The organism is Spirosoma profusum, from assembly GCF_014699005.1.
Taxonomy (GTDB): Bacteria; Bacteroidota; Bacteroidia; order Cytophagales; family Spirosomataceae; genus Spirosoma; species Spirosoma profusum.
In genome coordinates, this window is the sequence record NZ_JACWZY010000027.1 from 66129 (window position 1) to 86772 (window position 20644).

Consider the following 20644-nt stretch of genomic DNA (forward strand, 5'->3'; position numbering starts at 1 on the left):
CGGTCATATACTTATCGTTTATCAATGTTTGACCAAACGGATTGTGGTACCTGTCTGTGAAGAAGAGTCTATTTTGTAGTGGTATTGTATCTCGTCCGCCCGTCGTTCCATATTACTTAAGCCGTTACCCCGTTTTTGTTGATTCGGGTCAAAACCTGTACCATCGTCAGAAATATCAACTAATAGCTTCCTGTTTTTCCACACAAAGGAGAGAGTTATGTGCTTAGGTTGAGCATACTTTATGCTGTTATTAATGGCCTCTTTTATAATCAGATACAGGTTTCGTTTCTCTTCTTTCTGGAAAACATGATCTATTAAAACAGGATCAATAGAATACGTAAATAAAATCTTATTCACACTACAAAGAGGGCTGGCGAATTGATTGATTCGCTCAGCTAATTGGGTAATTGTATCTTTCTGATCATCCAGAATCCAAATAATATCACGTATACTGGCTATGGATTCCTGCGCTCCCTGTTTAATATTCGTTAAATAATGATTGGTACCGCTTTCCATAATGGCCATATTCGTATAAATATTAATGCTATTCATGGTGCTACCCAAGTCATCATGCAGATCTCTGGCTAAACGCTGACGGATGTTGTGCTCATGCTGCAATTGCCGAATCCGAAACCGGTAGAATTGATAAATAAGAATTCCAAGCAGCAACACTACCAAAAATCTGAACCAGATGGTTTGATACCATTTGGGTTGAAAGTAAAGCTGTAACTTTATCGGTTTGCTAAAAACGCCTTCTTCATTTGCTGCTTTTACTTCAAGCGTATAGTTCCCTGGTGGATGGCTAATAAGTGCTAAAGTAGCTTGATTACCATTTTCTATCCAGTTATTACTTTCCTCTATAATGCGGTACGCATAACTTGTGCGTTCAGGATTGGTATAATTAAGACCTGCGAAATGAATTGTTGTTTGGATTACATCATTTGGAATCTTCAATGCGTCCATTAATATATTACTTGTATCCGTTTTGCCGGTCGCGGTTTTCATTTCGACACCGGTAAAGTAAAGTTTCGGTGGCGTTGTATTTGTAGAAAAAGCGGCTGGATTAATAACTGTAAAACCGTTGACACCTCCAGCGTAAATTTTACCTTCAGCCATCAAACCGCTCACCTCTTCAAACGCATTCGAATGCAGGCCGTCACCGAGGTAATATCTGCTGATTTTGGACGTGTTAAGGTTAATTCGGGACAACCCATTATTACTCGTAACCAGAAGTTCATTACCACGTAGTGAATATATCTGGTACACGCCATCATTCGACAATCCGTTTTGGGTATTAAAAACACGCTTAACACTAAAATCTCTATTCACTTGCAAAATGCCGAAACCATAGGATGCAATAAAGTAAGAACCGTCCGTTTCACACATATCAAAAAATAGCCTGTAAGGTGTTCCGCTACTTTTGTCTTTTAATTCTATTTCTTTTTTTGAGCGTAAATCAGCAGACAGGATTGTAATTACATAATCGGATAGAACCCAAATACGACCCTGTGTATCCCTAAAAATGTTGTTGACAATGCTGGAGGCAAGTGAAGGTGATCCATTTACATCAATGCTTCTTACTTTCTTTTTTACCGGATTCCAAAGAAGTATCCCTTTGTTTATTTCTGTACCTAGAACGGTTAGTGTGTCGTTAATAAATAAGTGGCTGTTGATCGAATAGAACCTATAAGGCAGAAATTCAGAATATATTTCATGAATCGGAGTGATCTTACCTTTTTGATAAATAAACAAGCCATCCGGGCGCGAAATGTGTATCAATCTTTTTGAATCAGTAAATATGTGTTGATACAAATGGCCTTTATCAAACTGAATGTATCTACCATTATTTTTATTAATTTCCACTAGACCATTCCGTAAGCCAACCAAAATATTATTACCATCAATTGGGTTTACGGCAAAAACATGATCTAGTTTAATATTTGAAGTAAGTTCATATCCATAAGGGTTAAAAGGGGCTTTATTTTTATCTATGTAACCTAGACCTTCCTGACAACCAAGCCATGTATTGCCGGATTTATCTTTATAAACACACAATACTGCCGAGAGCCAGTTACCTTCACCAGTTCGTGATACCTCGTTAATTATTTGGCACTTATTTAATGCATAATTAAATCGATAAAGGTTATTGAACCCTGAAATAAGTAATGAATTTCCAGCGTCAACTGTAATCCAGTCAATATTCTCGTGATTCATTCTCGACACTGACTCACACGGAGAAATATTCACATTTATCTGATAATTTTTATTATAATATATTTTACGCAGCCCTTGAGTTGTGGCAAACAGAACTTCTCCACTTTTCAAAAATATACCCTTAGGAATGCGAATTTCCTTGATACCCTTTTGATGACTTAATTGTGGTAACCTTATCGTCTTTAAAATTGCTTTAGTAGAAGCCTGGTAGATAACAATACCATATCCCCCATAGCATACCCATACATTCTTATACTCATCCTGCTGGATTGAACGTGCGGCAAAATCAATAGTGTTATTGCGATTCTCGGGAAGGGGTAGATTTTGAATAAACGAGTTTTTTTGACAATTGTAAATTCGAACACCAGTTGAAGAACCAATCCATAGTTCGTCCCCATACTTCAGCATAGAGAGGTTATAGTCTTCCTGCCCCTGGGTTGGAATATGTATCGTCCGTTCTACTTTAGCGTTTACTGTACTAATTGCATCTACTCCACCCTCAGAGGACAAGGCCCAGATAACATGTAGACTGCTGTCTTCAATAACTTCCCTGACTTCGGACCCACTAATCTTTTTGCCGGGTGAACTATTTTTTGAGTAATTAATAAATGATTTCCCATCAAAACGACTGATACCATCCTGAGTAGCAATCCAAATAAAGCTCCATTTGTCCTGAATAATCTTTCGGATATTATAGCTGCTTAATCCATCTTTCTGTGAATTTTTTTTTACAATAACCGTATCTTTTGGCTGGCAAAATATATCTGCCTGAATAAAGCTCATAAAAATCACTAACACACAAAGGATATGTCGCATATAAAAGACAAATGGGTAATCGTCTTTCTAATCTATGCAGATTTTAGAAAAAAAGATAAGGATAAACCGAAAGATGCCTTAACTATGACTGAGCAGATGAAAGCGGAGCTTAACTCCATGTTCAAAGACATATTGACGGTACCGCTTGATTCAAACCGGGCACGGATGTATGTAATCATGAATACTATAGATTACAAAGAGGAAGGGAGTTGTAAAACGGAAGCTAAGACGTTGTTCTATGAAATTGGCAATCCCAATTATTTAAAGTATAATCAAATTACGGCTTGCAAGGTCATTAGTAATGAAATAGGTGATATAGATAGGCCTAATCCGGGCAATCCTGTTCAAAAGCCAGAAATTCTAAAAAAAATATTAAAAGATCATATACAAGTTCAAAGAGAAGAAGAAGTGTTCTTTATCACATGGGACCATGGATCTGCCTTTGGTATATTTCGGGAAGTAGACCACGGTGTAGTCATGGCAGAATTACGTAAACCGATTCATCATAACCTTGAGCGCTATCCCTATTTAGCAGAGTTCTGGAATAAAGCTTTAGAAAAAGACTTTGAGTTAACAGAACTAGTAGATCAGAACAATCATAAAAAAATTCCTGATGTTATTCAAATAGGCCATAATCTTTTTCGTCTGGAAAATATTTCCATTGAACAAGGTTTTCTTGAAAAGTCAAATTTAATTACACAAACCAAGCTCAAAGTGATTCATAAAGATAGCGTATTTAATGGTAACAAATTTCGTTTAGTCTATAATGAAAGTAGTGAAGAATTTGAAGTACATATCGATAACCCCCTTGATTCGCTAACATTTTCAAATAATGTTATTGCAGAATTAACCGATGTAGACGTAAGAGAAATATTAAGTAATGATGAATTAGCCACCGTTTTTAAAGAGTGGATAGGGGCCGACAAAAAAGTAGCAGTATTATTAATGATGAACTGCTGGATGATGAATTTACATACTATGTATAGTCTTCATGAAACAGTAAAATGCCTTGTTGCACCACAGGGTAATATCGGCACACCTGGTTATAATTATAGAGACATACTAAATTATCTATTTAACCCTAGAAGTATTTTCAAGTCGCCAGAAGAATTAGCCATTAGGTGCGTTTCCACTAGTGAAAATAAACGAATGCGAAGAAGATCTATAAAATTAAGGGCTGATAAGGAGGATATGATTGACAAGTGGAAAATCTTTGCTGTTGATTTGCAGAGAGAAGGAGACAACGGAATAATATTAATAGATCACTTAAATAAGATTAATCAATTTGTAGATAAATTAATACCTAAAGATATTAGTGCTCATGAGGTTCAAGAGTTAATTTCTTTATATAAATCCGTGCGTCTTGTATGTTTTGATTTCACTTTACAAGGCAGCTTTGGGGGAAAATCCTTTATTGTAGATATTATAAATTGGTTTAATATTTTGACTGATATTGGTCTAAGAAACCCTGAAATTCTACCTATTGATCACACTAATTTGTCAAATATAAAGAACTTAGTTAATACAGTTCGTCCTCAAAATGTTCGAAAGCACTTAGTTTTAAAGGAGTCAATAGGTAAAGATATTTATAATTATAATGGAACTCCAGCTGGCCTTGATCGAGCAGTGGTTGGATTTCATCCAACGGGTTATGGTTTATTTTTCCCTAACGAAATCAATAATAATCAAAATCTAATTAATAACGTTAAAAATGATTCTCTGTTGCAAGAGTTTCTTTTAAATTGGAAAAAGTTTATACAATCTGTATATGATAAAGAAATATGGAAAGTGTTTTTTGATTATAAATAATTATTCTTGAATTTTTAAAAAGATTTAAGAATATATTGTTTCAAGTAATGGAGAGTCGTACAATTGTACGACTCTCCATTACTTGAAACAATATATTCTTTTGCTCATAAGAACCTTATTGTCTTTCTTATATATTATATAGTTATTTGCCGGAAATTAAATTGGACAAAATTTCCCGTAATCGGCGATTTTCCGCTTTAAGTTGCTCCAGTTCTGATGCAAAACTTTCGCCATGTTCTCGCTTTTCACCGTCTGTGTCTAGCCTTAACAAATTCGCAGGGAAAATTCTTACTTCACCAGGCTCAGTACCTGTGTATAATATAAAATCCGTTATTTTCTCACCAGTAAAGTGATTTGAATCTCCTATTTTGAATACGCCTATTGGTGTAGGATAATCATCTCGCCCATCACCAACTATAACATTATCATTTTTGTTGAATGTCAGCGATAAATGCATAACCAGTTGATCGTTGATTAACTCGAAACGAAGATTTGTTTTCTTAATATCTGGAATGAGTGTACTAGCGTCTACAATGCCGAATTCGCCTTTTGCCAAAGGTTTTTTTTCCATGATAATTGATCGTTAAAATTTATTTATAATGAATGTTGCCAACTTGGCTTCTTACATACTTTCTATAAGCATGTATAGTTTTGTGTACTTCACCCTATATGCACAATCCGATTCTTAATCGCAAACAACACTAAACCAATCCTGCTTTTTACGTCCAACTTTTCAAAAAGCGTTTCGCGATAACCGTCAACAGTACGGGGACTTACGTACATTTCGTCGGCAATTTCTTTATATGTCAGTTCGGTGGAGGCTAGCTTTAAAAAATGGAGTTCCCGGTCGCTCAGGTTAGCTACTTTTCCTGCATCCTCATCCTGATAGTTAGCTCGGAATAACGTACCAGTTACCATCTCCGAATAGTGAAATCCTTTGGCGTACACATTATCTATGGCTCTCCTTAGGTCATCGGCTTCGGCAGATTTTAACAGATAACCACGGGCTCCGCTCTTCAACATACGAATAATAGCGCCTTCGTCGTCATACATACTCAGGGCTAATACCTTTATAGTAGGGTGATGCTTCTTTAACCAATCAGTAGTAGCGAAACCATCCATTTGTGGCATGTTGATGTCCATCAAAATCACATCAGGTAAGTTATCATTATTTAGGCTCTGTATTAGCTCTTTTCCGTTACTACCTTCAAAAAGAACCGTATAGCCAAGCATTTTAATAAGCAGGGCCAATCCATTGCGTAGCGCAACATGATCATCTGCAAGGGCTATTTTTATCGTTTCGCTCACGGTGGTGTAATTTAGAAAAATCATTTTTCATTAGGGAATAAACAAGAAGTAAGAGTTCTTATTTTGTAAAAATTCGATTTGTGGTAACAGCATAGCTGAATGCAAAGGTACTTTCGGTATGGCTACGGTGGGCCGAGTCGCCCCCGTAAGCAAGTGTTAGCCAACCACCCAAAGCGGGAACGTTAAGTTCGGCAATAGCAGCAAAATGTGTCCAAGTTTCATTCAGGCTGGTAGATTTACTATAATTCGCCCATAATTGAGCAGCTTCAACGGAAAAAGCCAAATTGTTGTTCATAAAAATACGGAATCTCCCACCTGCTACGTACCGGCTTGTTTCACTTTGTTCGGTCGTTGGTCGAATGCTGTGCGTAGCCTTACCGGTTACGTTAAACTGGGCATTTTCACCCAATGGTATACCTGTAGCTATCCAAACTCCCCATCGATCTCCTTTCAGGCTGTCTGAGCGGTAACTACCGTTGATGGCACGGGCCATGAACGCCACTCCCATGTCGAGCCGAAACTTATTCCAGCTGTTTTTATTGAATAATTTTCGTACACTATCAGCGCTAATCATACCTTTCTTATTCACCTGAGCTGCTCGTTGGGCTGCCTGCTCAAGTGTCATGCCTAAAGTAGGTGGGGGCAAACTAGCCAAACCTCTTGCGTAGGCACTACTTAAGCTATCGGTATACGCTTTATTAGCCCTTGGGTCGCCTTTGTCAATAATTGATGTCCGTAGGCCTGCGCTCAGAAAAGCATCGTTTTTTGTGGTGGGATCAGCGGCTGTCCCGATGGCGAGTACAGTGCGCCATAAAGCCTGTTTCCATTTCGCTTTACCCTGATATTCTGACAGGGATGCCTTTACCAGATAACTAAAGGGTCTGATGTCGGCGGCTACACCGGTTTTCACTCTATCCTTGCTGATAAAAGTCGGTACGCTTGCCATTATATCTTTAGGCGTGACGAGACTGGTTACTTCAGAAGGCTTACCGGGCAATAGTTCAAAGGCGGGCGACACAGGTACGCTATACCCAATGTTGTTCGCCAATTCTTCGGGCGTTACCTGTGAGAATACAGTCAGTGGCAGAGCCGTGCAAAGCACGGACATCCACCACCGCTGCGTGTGGATAGAAAGCACTTTCATTATGATACTAATTGAAATCGGTAGAGAAAAGGAACATTGTCTGTACCAATTTTGCCTGAACCATTTTCGGAGGGAACTTCTGTATGAATGATCTTACCATTCTGTGTTATGGTCACTACCACCTGATACGGTGTAGGCGGATTGTCATTATGATGAATCACCGCACCTTCTACAAGAAAGATTTTATCATCAACAACACTTGGTGCACCCAGCGGTACCTCCCCAGCCGTAGTGGTGAAAAGGCCTGCTTTTACATCGAAGGTCTTATCAGCATTAAACCGCCAAACCACTCCGCCAATACTTTGTGGGAAGTTAGGAATAGCAAGGGTTACGGATATAGGCTCCCCATTAGCGTTGATTGGAATAATTGTGATATTACTCATGAGTGTGGCAGTTAAATGCGTGAAAGCTCTAAATCAAACTGGGGAGGAGCCAACGTAGACATTCTATCCATAACAGTTCTGTCTAACGGGCGACGGGCCGCGTTGCCGCTGTCGAACGTGGTTAATCCTTCCTTACTTGCCTTTTGCCGATACGATAGACCCTCACTCGCTTTTCGCTGCGTTTGAACTTCTTTTACAGCTTTCGTATAACCCAACAGGTTACTCCAAAGGGAAGAGCCACCACTGGCTAAAAGGCCAACAAGCAGCACATTTAGATGTAGCCCTTTGGCTCGATCACTTCCTATTACTATAGTACCGTAAAGGTCATCAAGCCCCCAGTCGCTATCCACTAAAAAAGATGCGGTAAAACAGGCGGAAACAAAAGCTATTGCTAGTATTAGTAAACGTCTTCCTTTATCGGCCACAAGATCAACCTCCTGAGCACCCGTTTTCTTCTCATTTGCCAACCACACAGGAAATGCGGTTTTGGCTATAGTCACTATCCGTTCGCTTGCAAGACTAATCGCAAATAACGTAGCTGCCATTTCACTGAGATCATCGATATTCATGGATGCTTAAGTTTAAGTGGAAGGATGCGTAGGCGTAATTAATGGACTTCATGTTTTTACCTAAAGGCAACCCGCTGTTGTTTTACGTCATAAATTTCAGTGCTTAACGCCTGACTGACGCTGGGAAATTTCCCATGTTTTATACCGCTTTTTTCGGTCGGCCACTGTTCTGCCTATAGATTACTGCCATGCACATGCCGATGATTCTCAACCAGAACCGTTTATGATGGTAAAAAATAATTGCCATACTACGTAGCAAATCTATACCTGGCTGGCATTTCACTCCCCCGGGAAATCTCCCCCATTTTTTCAAGAAAAATCCCTTCGATTCAATAGTCAACAGTTGAACGTATCATTCGTGAATTAAAAAATTGACGTCACAATTGAAAACTGAACAGTAAAAAGGAGCGATTACTCTATCTTTCTGACAGTAAACAAATTAGCGTATCACTACCGGTTGCTATGTCCAACTGCCGCTCAGTAAGTTCACCCAGCGTCTCCACAATTTTGAATAGATATTTTCGTCTATATTCGGCTTCTCACCTTTACATACATGCAAACGAAACCACAGTTTTTTCAACGTCTGTTTCTTCTTTTTGGATTGCCTTTACTAGTATTATTCGGTTGTTCGCGCCTGTCGTTCAACGAAGTAGCCGTGGTTAGCCGCAACTTCGGCGACGAAATACAACAGACACAGAACCTGACGTTTACCTTCAACAAAAACATTGGTCCCGCGAATGGCCTGGATGAATGGGATTCGACCCAGTACGTTCGTTTTAAGCCCGCGATGCGGGGGAAATTTAAATGGGCTGCCCCCAACGAACTGGTTTTCTCACCCGCCGTCGCCTTTGATCCCGCTACCGATTACCGCGCCGAACTCACCGATGATCTGTTGAAGGAATCGGTGCAAAAAGATTTAAAAGTATCGGGCGACGACATTACGTTCCATACGCCCTATCTGCAACTGGCTTCGACCGAAAGCTGGTGGGGGCGTTCACGCGAAAACGGGCAACCCGTGGCGAAAGTCCGGCTCAATTTCAATTATCCGGTTAATTCGTCCGAAGTATCGGGCAAACTGGCTGCTACGTCCGAAGATAAAACGCTGACAACGCAGACGATTCAAAGCGATGCCCAGAGTGCCGTTACGTTAGCTCTGACCAACGCCCCTGCTGAGAAGAATGAGCAACCGCTGGCATTCAAAATTGACAAAGGGCTGAAAGTGCCGAATACGGCCTACGTGAGTCAGGAAGCTATTGAAGAAAACGCTACGTTGCCGTCACGTTATCAGGTCGATGTAGCGGACGTAGTGACCAGCTATGAAAATAATCAGGGTGTTGTTCGGGTCATCACGACGCAGGAGCTTCAGCCAGGTAATCTGGCGCAATACTATACGATTCAGCCGCAGGTTGAAACGACAGCCGAACTTACCGAAAACGGCTTCATAATCCGGGGCGATTTCAACGAAACCGATACGTACGTACTGACGCTCACCGACCAGATCCGTGGCGTATTAGGTACGAAGCTGAACGAAGCCATCACGCGAGATTTGTTTTTCGGCAAAATGCCCGCCAGCATTCAGTTTGCAGCTAAGAAAGCGCTGTATTTATCCTCGAAAGGGTCACGTAACGTCGGGCTGAACATTGTCAACGTACCGAAAGTGCAGGTAAAAATTGCCAAAGTGTACGAAAACAACATCCTGAATTATTTCCGTACCAACCGCTACGAAGAATATCGGGAAGATGCCTCAGGCAATTGGGGGCCGTCGGGCGCTTTCAGTTATGGCAACGACGAACAGGGCGATCTAAGCGACGTTCTGGTGAACAAAACCGTTGAAACAGCAGATCTGCCCAAAGTCAAAGGGGTTTCGGCGCTGAACCTTTCTTTGCCGGATCAGAATAACAATTTTCGGGGCGTCTATCTGGTGTCGGTCGATTCGAAAGATGAAGCGTATCTACAGGCGAATCAACTGGTATCCTTGTCCGACATTGGACTGGTAGCCCGCCAAACGAAGGATGAAGTACTGGTTTGGGCAAATTCCATCCGCACCGCCGAACCCATTCAGGGTGTCGACGTAACGCTGGTCAGCAGTAATAATCAGTCAGTATTCACACTAAAAACCGACGGCAGTGGCTTCGTTAAGTTCGAGAAAGTGGGCGAGAAAGCTCCGGGTTTCAAAGTGGCGATGCTGACGGCACGTACCGACGATGATTTTAATATCCTGTTTTTGCCCGATACCGAAGTTGAAACGTCGCGTTTTGAAGTAGAGGGGAAACGCGATAACGAATCTGGTTTCGATGCCTTCGTATATGGCGACCGTGACATCTACCGCCCTGGCGAAACGATTCATTTCAATACGGTCATTCGCTCGCAAAGCTGGAAAAGCGTGGGCGAAATTCCGGTGCTGATACGTATCCTGATGCCCAACGGCCACGAATACCGAGCGCTTCGCAAAACGACCAACGCGCAGGGAGCCGTCGAAACCGACGTAGCACTCGACCCGGCCGCCGTAACCGGTACGTACACCATCGAAGTCCTGAACGCCAATAAAGTTCTGCTGACGTCGCAGCCGGTGAGTGTGGAAGAATTCATCCCCGACCGTATCAAAGTCGACGTAATGACCGACCGTACTACGTATAAATCGGGGCAAACGCTGACCATTTCAGCAACGGCCATGAATTTATTTGGGCCGCCAGCCGCCGACCGTTCGTACGAAATCGAACTTCAGTTAAAACGTAAAGCATTCGCACCCAAGGGTTTCGAGGAATACGATTTCGATATTCCAAATCTTTCCGCCGACGCCAAAGACGCGTTCCCGAAAGACTTACGGCAGGGACGTACCAACGCCAACGGACAAGCTACCGAGCGATTCGAACTTCCGGCTTTGTATCAGGACATTGGAATGCTGGAAGGGAAATTATTCGTTACCGTTTTTGATGAAAACGGACGTCCGGTCAATCGGCTTCGACGATTCGACGTACGCACGCAGGAAACATTTTTTGGGGTTCGCCTGCCCGACCGCTACGTAACGACCAACGCGCCCATTGCCGCCGATCTGGTAGCGCTTGACCCAACCGGCCAGCTTCGTCCGTCGGCAACGGTGAACGTAGAAGTGATACGTTATGACTATCAAACGGTTATCGAGAAAAAAGACAACCAGATTAAGTACACAACGCGCAAGCGGGAGAAATCGGTTTATACCAATACGCTGACATGTAAAGCCGGAAAAGCCGGATTCCGCTACGTTCCGACAGTTTCGGGCGAATACGAAATCCGCACCCGTCGGCCCGAAGCCACCAATTACGCAGCCACTACTTTTTATGCGTATGGTTATGGCAGTACGTCGGCTTCGTCGTTTGATGTAAGTCAGGAAGGACAGGTTTTAATGACGCTCGATAAACCAGTTTACCAGACCGGTGACAAGGCGAAAGTCTTGTTCAAGGCTCCTTTCGATGGCAAGTTACTGGTAACGATTGAGCGAAATCGGGTGCTGGAATATCAGTGGCTCACGACCAGCAACAAATCGGCAGAATTGAGTTTTTCGGTTGGCGACGAGCACCTGCCCAACGTATACGTAACGGCGACGCTCATCCGGGCTATGGACGAACGGTCCGGCGCTCCGGCGAACCTGCCGTTGACCGTTGCGCACGGTTTCACGCCATTGGCTGTGCAGGACGATGATACCAAGATTCCAGTAACGATTACGGCTACGACGCAATCTCGCTCGAAAACCAAACAGACGATTCAGGTCAAAACGGCACGTAACGCGCAGGTGACAGTCGCTGTCGTGGACGAAGGGATTCTTCAGTTGAAGAACTTCAAAACACCCGACCCACACGGATTTTTCTACCAGAAACGGGCATTAGAAGTCGGCAGCCACGATTTGTACGCGCTCCTTTATCCCGAATTGTCGCTCAAATCTTCATCCAGCGTGGGTGGTGACGGCTATGATCTGGAACGACGGGTGAATCCATTGAGCAATGGTCGTGTACGGCTAGTCGCGCTCTGGAGCGGAATTCTGGAAACGGGTATGGATGGCGAAGCGGAATTTACAGTCGATATCCCACAATTTTCTGGTGATTTACGGGTGATGGCCGTTGCTTATAAAGACAACGCCTTCGGTTCGGCCAACACGAACATGAAAGTGGCTGACCCGATTGTGATTAGCACAGGCGTTCCCCGCTTCCTGACGCCCGGCGATCAGCTCGAACTGCCCGTTAACCTGAGCAATACCACGAAGAAAGTAGCCACTGTCACCGCCAAACTGAACCTGACCGGCCCGCTGCTGGTCGACAGCATCAGTACGAAACAGGTAACGATTCAGCCCGGTCGCGAAAGCCGCACTACGTTCCGGATTTCGGCGAAACAAGCTATTGGTACCGGCGCTATAACTATTTCGGTGAACGGTCTGGGCGAGACGTTTACGGAGAAAACCGACGTAACGGTACGTCCGGCGGCATCGCTGCAAAAACTCACGCAATCGGGGGTAGTGGCTGGGGGTAAAAATCAGGCCATTACGTTGGCGGGGAATAATTTTCTGCCCGGTACGTCGCGGGCCAGCATGACGTTGAGCCGGTCACCGGTGACGCAGTATGGTCGTGAATTGTCGTATCTGCTGGGCTATCCGCACGGCTGTATTGAACAGACGATTTCGAAAGCGTTCCCACAAATCTATTTCGCCGATTTGACCAAACAGCTCTCGGCCAATACGTACTTCGTCCGGGCAGGTGAGAGCGATTTCAATCCAGCCACCAATGTTCGGGAAGCTGTTCAGAAGGTAGAAGGATTGCAGGTGCCGGGCGGAGGTTTCACGATGTGGCCGGGTATGATTACGGCGACGCAGGATGGTAGTTCGCGGGATTACGTGGACGATTGGGCCAGCGCCTACGCCGTTCATTTCCTGACTGAAGCGCAGGAAGCCGGTTTCGCGGTTCGCTCGTCGGTGCTGAGTTCGGCTGTTGATTACCTCACTACGTTGACTAGTACACCCGCTACGGAAAATGCCTACATTTTCGATGAAACCGGCGGACGTACCGTTCAGAAAGTGGCCAGTCGCACCAGTTTGTACGCGCTCTATGTATTGGCGGGCGCAGGTAAGCCGAATCGGTCGGCGATGAACTATTACAAGCAAAATGTGAAACTGCTCACGCAGGACAGCCGTTACCTGCTGGCCGCTACGTATTTCCGATTGGGCGACACTCGCAGCTATACGGCCCTGTTACCCAAACGCTACGTCGATAATACGACAGGACGACAATCGGGCGGCAGTTATGCCTCTCCGCTACGTAACATGGCCCTCGTACTGGACGCCCTGGTCGATACCGACAAGGATAATTTACAGATTCCAGTCCTCGCCCGTCAACTTTCGACAGCGCTACGTCAGTCGGCCTACGTCAATACGCAGGAAGCCGCTTTTGCTTTCCTGGCACTGGGTAAGTTGGCGAAGCAAACTGCGAATAGTACGGCCACCGCTACGTTGCTGTCGGGCGGAAAATCGCTGGGCACGATGAGCAACGCGTTTCTGAATGTGAAGCGCGTACCTGTCAATCAGCCACTTCAGCTCAATACGCAGGGATCGGGCAATGTGTACTATTTTGCGCAGAGTGAAGGCATACCGGGCAGCGGCAAGATTGCGGAAGAAGACAACGGGCTAATCGTTCGGCGGGAATATTTGACCCGCGACGGACAGCCAGCAACCGATATTCGCCAGAACGATATGGTGGTGATAAGAGTCACGATAGAAACCGCGACGGGACTGAATGTGGAAAACGTAGTCGTAACGGATTTACTACCAGCGGGTCTTGAAGTAGAAAATCCCCGCCTGACTGAGCAACGCGATATGGACTGGATTAAGAAACCCAGCACACCCGACCACCTCGATCTGCGCGATGACCGAATTAATTTCTATACGACCGCAACAGGAACTCCGAAAACCTTCTATTACCTGGCCCGGGCCATTTCGAAAGGTCGTTTTGTGTTAGGCCCAGTTTCGGCAGATGCCATGTATAACGGCGAAATTCGGAGTTATAACGGAGCGGGCACAGTTTCGATTCGGTAGGTAATCTACTCCATAAATTTGAATTATGGGTAGTTAATTTTTGTCATCCTGACGCAGGAAGGACCTTAAGGTTTCATAGCACTCTAGTGAGGAAACCTTAAGATCCTTCCTGCGTCAGGATGACAAAAATTCTCAATAATACATTATCAATCAAATGTTTACCCCATCACTTCCAAATTAGGCAAGTTAAAGATGCTTCGTCTCTCAGCGTGACAAAAACGGCTCTATACTTCCTGCTCAACGTAGCGCCGTTGGATGATGACGACGAATAAAATAATCAAGGCAAAACAGAAACCCAATGTGGCCGAATAGCCCATGTGGTAATACTGAAATGCCTGTCGATAGATGTACATGACCGCCGAAAGCGTCGTGTTCATCGGGCCTCCACCGGTCATAATGTAAGGCTCCACAAACAGCGAAAATCCGCCGATGGTCGACAGAATCACTACCGTAAAAATGGTTGGGTTAATCATCGGCAACGTAATGTGTCGAAATTTCTGCCAGCTCGAAGCTCCTTCTAAATCAGCCGCTTCGTAGTACTGAATGGGAACTGATTGCAGCCCAACCAGAAATAGAATGGTGTAGAGTCCTACATTTTTCCAGGTTGCCATTACCGCAATCGAATACATCGCTACGTTAGGATCATCGAGCCAGGCCACACGCGGCAGGCTTAAATCGGTCAGCAGCCGGTTGAGAATTCCCGAATTGTAACTTAAAAGCTGCTGCCACAGAATTGTAACAACTACACCCGAAACAATGACCGGCAGAAAAAAGGCCGCCCGAAAAAACGACGCGCCACGTACCGTCCGATTTAGTAACTCAGCCAATGCCAGTGCCAGGCCAATCTGCAACGGAATATGAACGATTAGAAAACGTACGGTATTCCAGACGGCCTGCCAGAACAACCGATCCTTAAACAAGTGCTCATAATTCGCCAGACCAACGTACTTCATGGGCGAAATGATGTTCCAGCTGTGGAACGTCAGTACCACCGAGAACACAACCGGAAACGCAACAAATACCGCAAAATGCAGGATATAAGGCGAAACCAGCAAGTAAGGCGTCCATTTTTTCATAATGAGCGAAAGAGTGAAAGCGCGAAAGAGTGACCGGCTACGATAGCCATTCACTCTTTTGCGCTTTCACTCTTTAAAAGTACATCTACTGCCTTTGCTGCATCGGCGATGGCGGCTTCAGGTGTTTTTTTATTGAAAATGACACAGGCTTCGTATTCCTGCGAAATAATATCGAATACTTCCACAATTACGGCGCAGTTATCCACACCTTTGATGTAACGGGCCTGTTCGGCAAAAGGCTTTAATCGTGGGTTCTGCTTCAGGAACGTAGCGAAAAACGGGTCGGCATCCACGTTACGTCGGCGGGGGAATTGATTGGTCAATTCCATCAGTTTCAGATCACCAGGTTTATCGACCATCGTTTTTACGAACTCCCAGGCCGCCTGTGGATCGCGACACGTATTGAAAATCACAATGTTTTTGGGGTCGCCATACGTATAAACCGGCCCGCGATGGTTGTCGGGAACGGGCATGGCAAACGTACCATATTCGAAGCCTTTGTCTTTATATTTTTCCAGAAAAGAAACCGTCCAGGGGCCCGTAAACTGCGATGCGATACGTTCAGCCAGAAACGGGTCGCGGGTAGCCGAGAGACGTTCACGGGCAAAGTAGTTGTCTTTATAGAGCGTCTGTAAAAAACGAAATACCTCGATGGCGTATTGATTGTTGAAAGCCGCCCGGTTATTGGCAATCAGCGGAGCCCCATTGGAAGCTGCTAAATAGAGCGGGTAAAAATTGAAGAGCCGTTCGTACCAGATCGCCTTTACCTCCGTATAGCCCAGCCATCGATCAACGTAGCCGTCACCATTTTTATCTACCGTAAACTGGCGACCGGCATTCATATAACCAGCGTAGGTGTAAGGGGGTTGGGCGTTACGTAAACTATTGACCGCGCGCGTATTACAAAGCAACATAATCGGATTCACTTTCCACGGAACCTGATAAATATGCCCGTCGGACGACGTAATCTCCCGAATCACAGCACTGTCGCAGCGGGTCTTTATGAATTCCGTAAACCCTTTCAACGTATCGAGCGGCACCAGAACGCCCGCTTTGGCGTACATCTCCACACTTCCCTGCCACATGTTGGCGTAAATATCGGGCGTTGTTTTACCCACCACCGACGCCAGAATAATTTCTTCGCTCGACTGTCCTTCGGGTATCGGCTGGTAACGTAGTGGTTTATCGGGTCTGCTACGTTGCCATTGCTCTGAAAACGTTTTCGCAAAAGCAATCTCTCCGGCATTGTTTGAGCACCAGAACGTTAGCGGCCGATTGGCCTCCTGCTCACGGCTACAGCCTGCCACTAAAATGGCTAAAACCAATAATCGAAGAATCATGCAAAGCGAATTAACCTTTAATAATACAGATAAATCTATAAATAATGGTACGTATTAGTACATGAATTCTATGGAAGCGGATGGCTCTGGAGTTGCTTTTCTCTGTACGGAAATCCGTTTCAATCGGTCTGCTCCATTTGAAATCCAAGCCGACCTTGCTAACTTTGAGTATGGAAAATTTTGTGGTTTCGGCCCGCAAGTACCGCCCGGCAACCTTCGATACGGTCGTTGGTCAGGAGCACATTACAACAACCCTTAAAAACGCCATCAAAACCAACCATTTGGCTTCGGCGTTTCTATTCTGCGGGCCGCGTGGTGTGGGCAAAACCACCTGCGCCCGTATTCTGGCCAAAACCATTAATTGCCAAAACCTGACTGCCGAGGGCGAAGCCTGCGACCAATGCGAGTCGTGCGTGAGCTTTTCGCAGAGTGCTTCCTTTAATATTCACGAACTGGATGCGGCCTCCAACAACTCGGTCGAAGACATTCGTAATCTGATTGATCAGGTTCGGTATCCACCGCAGTCGGGGAAATACAAGATTTACATCATTGACGAGGTTCACATGCTTTCGTCGGCGGCTTTCAACGCGTTCCTGAAAACGCTGGAAGAGCCTCCCTCCTACGCCATTTTTATCCTGGCGACCACCGAAAAACATAAAATTCTGCCGACGATTTTATCGCGTTGTCAGATTTTCGATTTCAACCGGATTCAGCCACAACACATTGCTAATCACCTAGCTAAGATTGCAGGTAAAGAAGGTATCACGACCGAAACAGAAGCGCTTGATCTGATCGCCCAAAAAGCTGATGGCGGTCTGCGCGATGCGTTGTCGATGTTCGACCTGAACGTAACGTTTTCGACTGATCGGACCATTCGGTACAAGGAAGTGCTTGACAACCTGCACATTCTCGATTACGATTACTACTTCAAACTGACCGATTTACTACTGGCCGGAAACCTACCGCAAAGTCTGTTGACGGTGGATGAGATTCTTCGGAAGGGTTTTGACGCACATCAGTTTGTGGTTGGACTTTGCCGTCATTTCCGCGATTTGCTGGTTTGTAAAGATGCCGCTACGGTTCAGTTATTACAGGTCACTGAAAACGTTCGTCGGCAATACCTCGATCAGGCAGCGCGGTCGCCCATGTCTTTTCTGCTGTCGGCGCTGAGTTTAGGAGGGCAGTGCGATATGAACTACAAGCAGGCCAAAGATCAGCGGCTGCACGTAGAACTGTGGCTGATGAAGCTAGCGAACCTACGTAACGTATTGAACTGGGACTCGTTAGCTGATCTCCCGCTTCCTAAAGCCTCTGCCGGTGATGCGAATGGCAGTGCTACGTTAGCATCAGAAAAAAAAAACGGCACTCCACAACCTCAGCCTGAATCCAACGGCCAGCTAACCGAAAACCACCCAGTCACGAGCGAGCCCGTAAACGGCTACCATCCAACACTTACGCCAACCAACGTAGCAACGCCAAACGGAACTACTCCCAGCGAGCCTACTCAAGCGAAGCAAAACGGCGTTTCGACCACAGCTAACGTAGCAGACGTAGCAACTGCGCCACGTAATGGTACGTCGACCAAACCGGCTCCTATTCCGCCCAGTCGCCCAGCCACCAGCCGACTCCGTTCCACTATCTCGCTGACAACAGGCCCCGTCTCGGAATCGGCCAATGCTGATGAAACCGTAGCCGTAAAAACCATATCCCGTCCCGACAGGCCCTTTGGTCTGGAAGATTTGCAGGATGCCTGGAATACGTTCGCTCGTCTTCGTCGGCAGCAGAATGATATTACCACAGAGCAGGTCGTACTGAACCGGGAACTAGTGTTGGATGGCACCATCATCCATCTGACCCTCGACAACAAACTTCAAGTCGATTTTCTGACCGAACTGAAGCCCGACCTGCTGGGCTACCTACGTAACGAACTGCAAAACAGCCAGATTCAGATTGAACACAAGGTGTCGGTGCAGGAAGTGAAGAAGATGATTTACAGCTCGCAGGATAAATTCAACTACCTCGCCGAGAAGAATCCGGTGCTGCACGATTTACGGAAGGCGCTGAATCTGGAGGTAGATTATTAGAAAGATGTTTGAACCGGGATTTTAACAGGATTGAAATGATTTACAGGATTGTCTGAACCAAGATTTTAACAAGATTGAAAGAATTAGAAAGATTAGTTGCTAGTAAAGTAGTAAACAAATCCTATAAATCTTTTGAATCCTGTTAAAATCCTGGTTCAGAAACAGTTCAGACTACAACGTCAGCCGTTGTTTATCCTTGAGCAATACGTCCTTAAGCTTGTCGTAGGGCAGTTTTTGGGGTGTTACGTTGTTGTTGATTGCCAGGACTGCTGCTGTGGCCGCTGATTGGCCCAGAATCATGAAAACCGGCTCCATACGTATTGATCCGAAAGCAATGTGTGAACTGGATAAACAAACGGGTACCAGCAGGTTTTTGCATTCGTTTTCTTTTGGTAAAATTGACCCGTAGGCGATGGAATAAGGCTTGTCGGGGTGAACGCCAATATCACCTTCGTTTTGGACGAAGCCATCTGCTTTAACAAACCGTTGGGCGTTGTGCGCATCCAGTGCATACGACCCCATGCCGATGGGTTGTGGTACGTCGGTTTTCCCCAACGCATCGATTTCTTTCATGACAAACACACCCAGCATCCGCCGGGCTTCGCGGATGTAGAGCTGGTGCGGCCAGTTGCCATTGTCCTTGAATTCATCTTTGGGCAAACCCCACTGCTGCATGGCTTCGTGAACGTCGGCAGGCACACGCGGGTCATTTTGCAGGAAATACATCAACCCTTTCTGATACAGTTCATGATCCTTGATAATCGCTTTTCTGCGCTCATACGTAGCATCCGGGTAGTCGTAATTCTTGCCTAGATAGTCGGTGCTGAAAGGGCCGTGGTTGTTGGTATCCGTTTTTCGGTTCGGGATTGGGTCGTATTTATCGAAGGTCTCGCGCCAGCCGGTCGCAAATACGCGGGCTAGCAATTCATAGCGATCTGCATTGTAACCAGCGGGTTTGGGGAAGGGAATTCGATTGTCGGGGTGATTGCTGAGGCACATCCGAAAGCAGTATGCCTGTATTTTCGAATCGCCGGAGCCATTCACACCGGGTTTCTCGGCCGATACTTCAGGTAACAGACCACTACTGGGATCGCCTGGTTTTTTGTAGGGGCTCACGTCTTTACTGAAGTAGTGTCTGTGCTGAAAAACGCCTACCTGCAGGCCATTATGCGTTTCGTTGTATACGCTGTTGGCTTCGCGCCCGACGTGGTATTTTACGCCCGCAGCCGCCATCAGATCGCCCTCATACGTAACGTCGATGAACATTTTCCCCTGATAGACATTGCCACTTAGCGTTCGGATGGATTGAATGACACCATCCTTTTTCTGTACACCTTTGGCCGACCGGTCGAGCCATTCGTCGCGGTAAATGGTCAGTTTATATTCTTTGACAAAATCTTCGAAAACCTGTTCGGCGGCATGAGGTTCAAAAATCCACATGGTCCGGTTGTTTCCATCGATGGCGGGGGTTCCCTGGCCTTTGTTGCCGTACTCTTCCCGCTTCTGCCAGCGCCACGCATCCGGTTTCTGGTAATGCGCGTACAATCGCTGGTAAAACTCACGCGACAGTCCACCAATTACTTCTTTATTGCCCGTATCGGTAAAACCTAAGCCACCCGATGAAAGTCCGCCCAGGTGTTTATCCGGCGAAACCACGATGACAGATTTGCCCATTTTTTTAACCTGCACAGCCGCCGTAACAGCGGCACACGTACCGCCGTAGATAATGACATCCGCCTGTCGCACGGCGGCAGTTGGCGTATTTGTTGGCTGAAAGGAGGACGTAGTGCCCGTAAGCGAAACCAGGCCACTGAGGAGGCCAAGAAATAACACGTACTTTTTCATA

General features: G+C 45.4%; 12 protein-coding genes. 3 read left to right on the plus strand and 9 right to left on the minus strand.

What is annotated here, in order from left to right; all coding sequences use genetic code 11:
* Positions 1 to 21: 21 nt before the first annotated feature.
* On the minus strand, positions 22 to 3030 hold the full coding sequence (locus IC229_RS25580; protein WP_190890306.1) for a ligand-binding sensor domain-containing protein: 3009 nt from the start codon (positions 3028 to 3030) through the stop codon (positions 22 to 24).
* Between IC229_RS25580 and IC229_RS25585 the strand changes: the two genes are divergently transcribed.
* On the plus strand, positions 3022 to 4839 hold the full coding sequence (locus IC229_RS25585; protein ID WP_190890308.1) for a hypothetical protein: 1818 nt from the start codon (positions 3022 to 3024) through the stop codon (positions 4837 to 4839). The genes IC229_RS25580 and IC229_RS25585 overlap by 9 nt on opposite strands.
* 142 nt (positions 4840 to 4981) lie before the next feature.
* Here IC229_RS25585 and IC229_RS25590 read toward each other — a convergent pair whose 3' ends face one another.
* The 5 genes from IC229_RS25590 to IC229_RS25610 form a co-directional block, all read right to left on the minus strand.
* Positions 4982 to 5410, minus strand: a complete 429-nt coding sequence (locus IC229_RS25590; protein ID WP_190890310.1) for a hypothetical protein — start codon at positions 5408 to 5410, stop codon at positions 4982 to 4984.
* An 89-nt stretch (positions 5411 to 5499) separates the two neighbouring features.
* Positions 5500 to 6147 carry a response regulator transcription factor gene (locus IC229_RS25595; RefSeq protein WP_317171635.1) on the minus strand — a complete coding sequence of 216 codons (648 nt, stop codon included), beginning with the start codon at positions 6145 to 6147 and terminating at the stop codon, positions 5500 to 5502.
* A gap of 58 nt (positions 6148 to 6205) precedes the next feature.
* Entirely contained in the window at positions 6206 to 7291 is a 1086-nt protein-coding gene (locus IC229_RS25600; protein WP_190890314.1) for a hypothetical protein, read from the minus strand.
* On the minus strand, positions 7291 to 7674 hold the full coding sequence (locus tag IC229_RS25605) for a hypothetical protein (RefSeq protein WP_190890316.1): 384 nt from the start codon (positions 7672 to 7674) through the stop codon (positions 7291 to 7293). Before IC229_RS25605 ends, IC229_RS25600 begins: the two co-directional genes overlap by 1 nt.
* An 11-nt stretch (positions 7675 to 7685) precedes the next feature.
* Positions 7686 to 8243, minus strand: coding sequence for a hypothetical protein (locus IC229_RS25610; RefSeq protein WP_190890318.1), 558 nt, complete (start codon positions 8241 to 8243; stop codon positions 7686 to 7688).
* A gap of 553 nt (positions 8244 to 8796) precedes the next feature.
* Here IC229_RS25610 and IC229_RS25615 point away from each other — a divergent pair.
* Complete coding sequence (locus IC229_RS25615) at positions 8797 to 14298, plus strand: alpha-2-macroglobulin family protein (protein WP_190890320.1); 5502 nt, start codon at positions 8797 to 8799, stop codon at positions 14296 to 14298.
* A gap of 224 nt (positions 14299 to 14522) precedes the next feature.
* Here the strand turns inward: IC229_RS25615 and IC229_RS25620 are convergent, their stop codons facing one another.
* A complete protein-coding gene (locus IC229_RS25620) occupies positions 14523 to 15374 on the minus strand; it encodes a carbohydrate ABC transporter permease (protein ID WP_190890322.1) in 852 nt (283 codons plus the stop codon).
* A 50-nt stretch (positions 15375 to 15424) separates the two neighbouring features.
* Positions 15425 to 16714, minus strand: a complete 1290-nt coding sequence (locus IC229_RS25625) for an extracellular solute-binding protein (protein ID WP_190890324.1) — start codon at positions 16712 to 16714, stop codon at positions 15425 to 15427.
* A gap of 170 nt (positions 16715 to 16884) precedes the next feature.
* On the opposite strand from IC229_RS25625, the gene IC229_RS25630 reads away from it, so the two are divergent.
* A complete protein-coding gene (locus IC229_RS25630; RefSeq protein ID WP_190890326.1) occupies positions 16885 to 18798 on the plus strand; it encodes a DNA polymerase III subunit gamma/tau in 1914 nt (637 codons plus the stop codon).
* Positions 18799 to 18969: 171 nt separating this feature from the next.
* On the opposite strand, the gene IC229_RS25635 is transcribed toward IC229_RS25630, so the two are convergent.
* Positions 18970 to 20643, minus strand: coding sequence for an FAD-dependent oxidoreductase (locus IC229_RS25635; protein ID WP_190890328.1), 1674 nt, complete (start codon positions 20641 to 20643; stop codon positions 18970 to 18972).
* Position 20644 lies beyond the last annotated feature (1 nt).

Bases quoted from the DNA above. Each gene is read 5' to 3' on its own strand.
- IC229_RS25585 (WP_190890308.1), top strand. From the start codon at position 3,022: ATGTCGCATATAAAAGACAAATGGGTAATCGTCTTTCTAATCTATGCA.
- IC229_RS25605 (WP_190890316.1), bottom strand. From the start codon at position 7,674: ATGAGTAATATCACAATTATTCCAATCAACGCTAATGGGGAGCCTATA.
- IC229_RS25615 (WP_190890320.1), top strand. From the start codon at position 8,797: ATGCAAACGAAACCACAGTTTTTTCAACGTCTGTTTCTTCTTTTTGGA.
- IC229_RS25590 (WP_190890310.1), bottom strand. From the start codon at position 5,410: ATGGAAAAAAAACCTTTGGCAAAAGGCGAATTCGGCATTGTAGACGCT.
- IC229_RS25580 (WP_190890306.1), bottom strand. From the start codon at position 3,030: ATGCGACATATCCTTTGTGTGTTAGTGATTTTTATGAGCTTTATTCAG.
- IC229_RS25635 (WP_190890328.1), bottom strand. From the start codon at position 20,643: ATGAAAAAGTACGTGTTATTTCTTGGCCTCCTCAGTGGCCTGGTTTCG.
- IC229_RS25610 (WP_190890318.1), bottom strand. From the start codon at position 8,243: ATGAATATCGATGATCTCAGTGAAATGGCAGCTACGTTATTTGCGATT.
- IC229_RS25620 (WP_190890322.1), bottom strand. From the start codon at position 15,374: ATGAAAAAATGGACGCCTTACTTGCTGGTTTCGCCTTATATCCTGCAT.
- IC229_RS25600 (WP_190890314.1), bottom strand. From the start codon at position 7,291: ATGAAAGTGCTTTCTATCCACACGCAGCGGTGGTGGATGTCCGTGCTT.
- IC229_RS25625 (WP_190890324.1), bottom strand. From the start codon at position 16,714: ATGATTCTTCGATTATTGGTTTTAGCCATTTTAGTGGCAGGCTGTAGC.
- IC229_RS25630 (WP_190890326.1), top strand. From the start codon at position 16,885: ATGGAAAATTTTGTGGTTTCGGCCCGCAAGTACCGCCCGGCAACCTTC.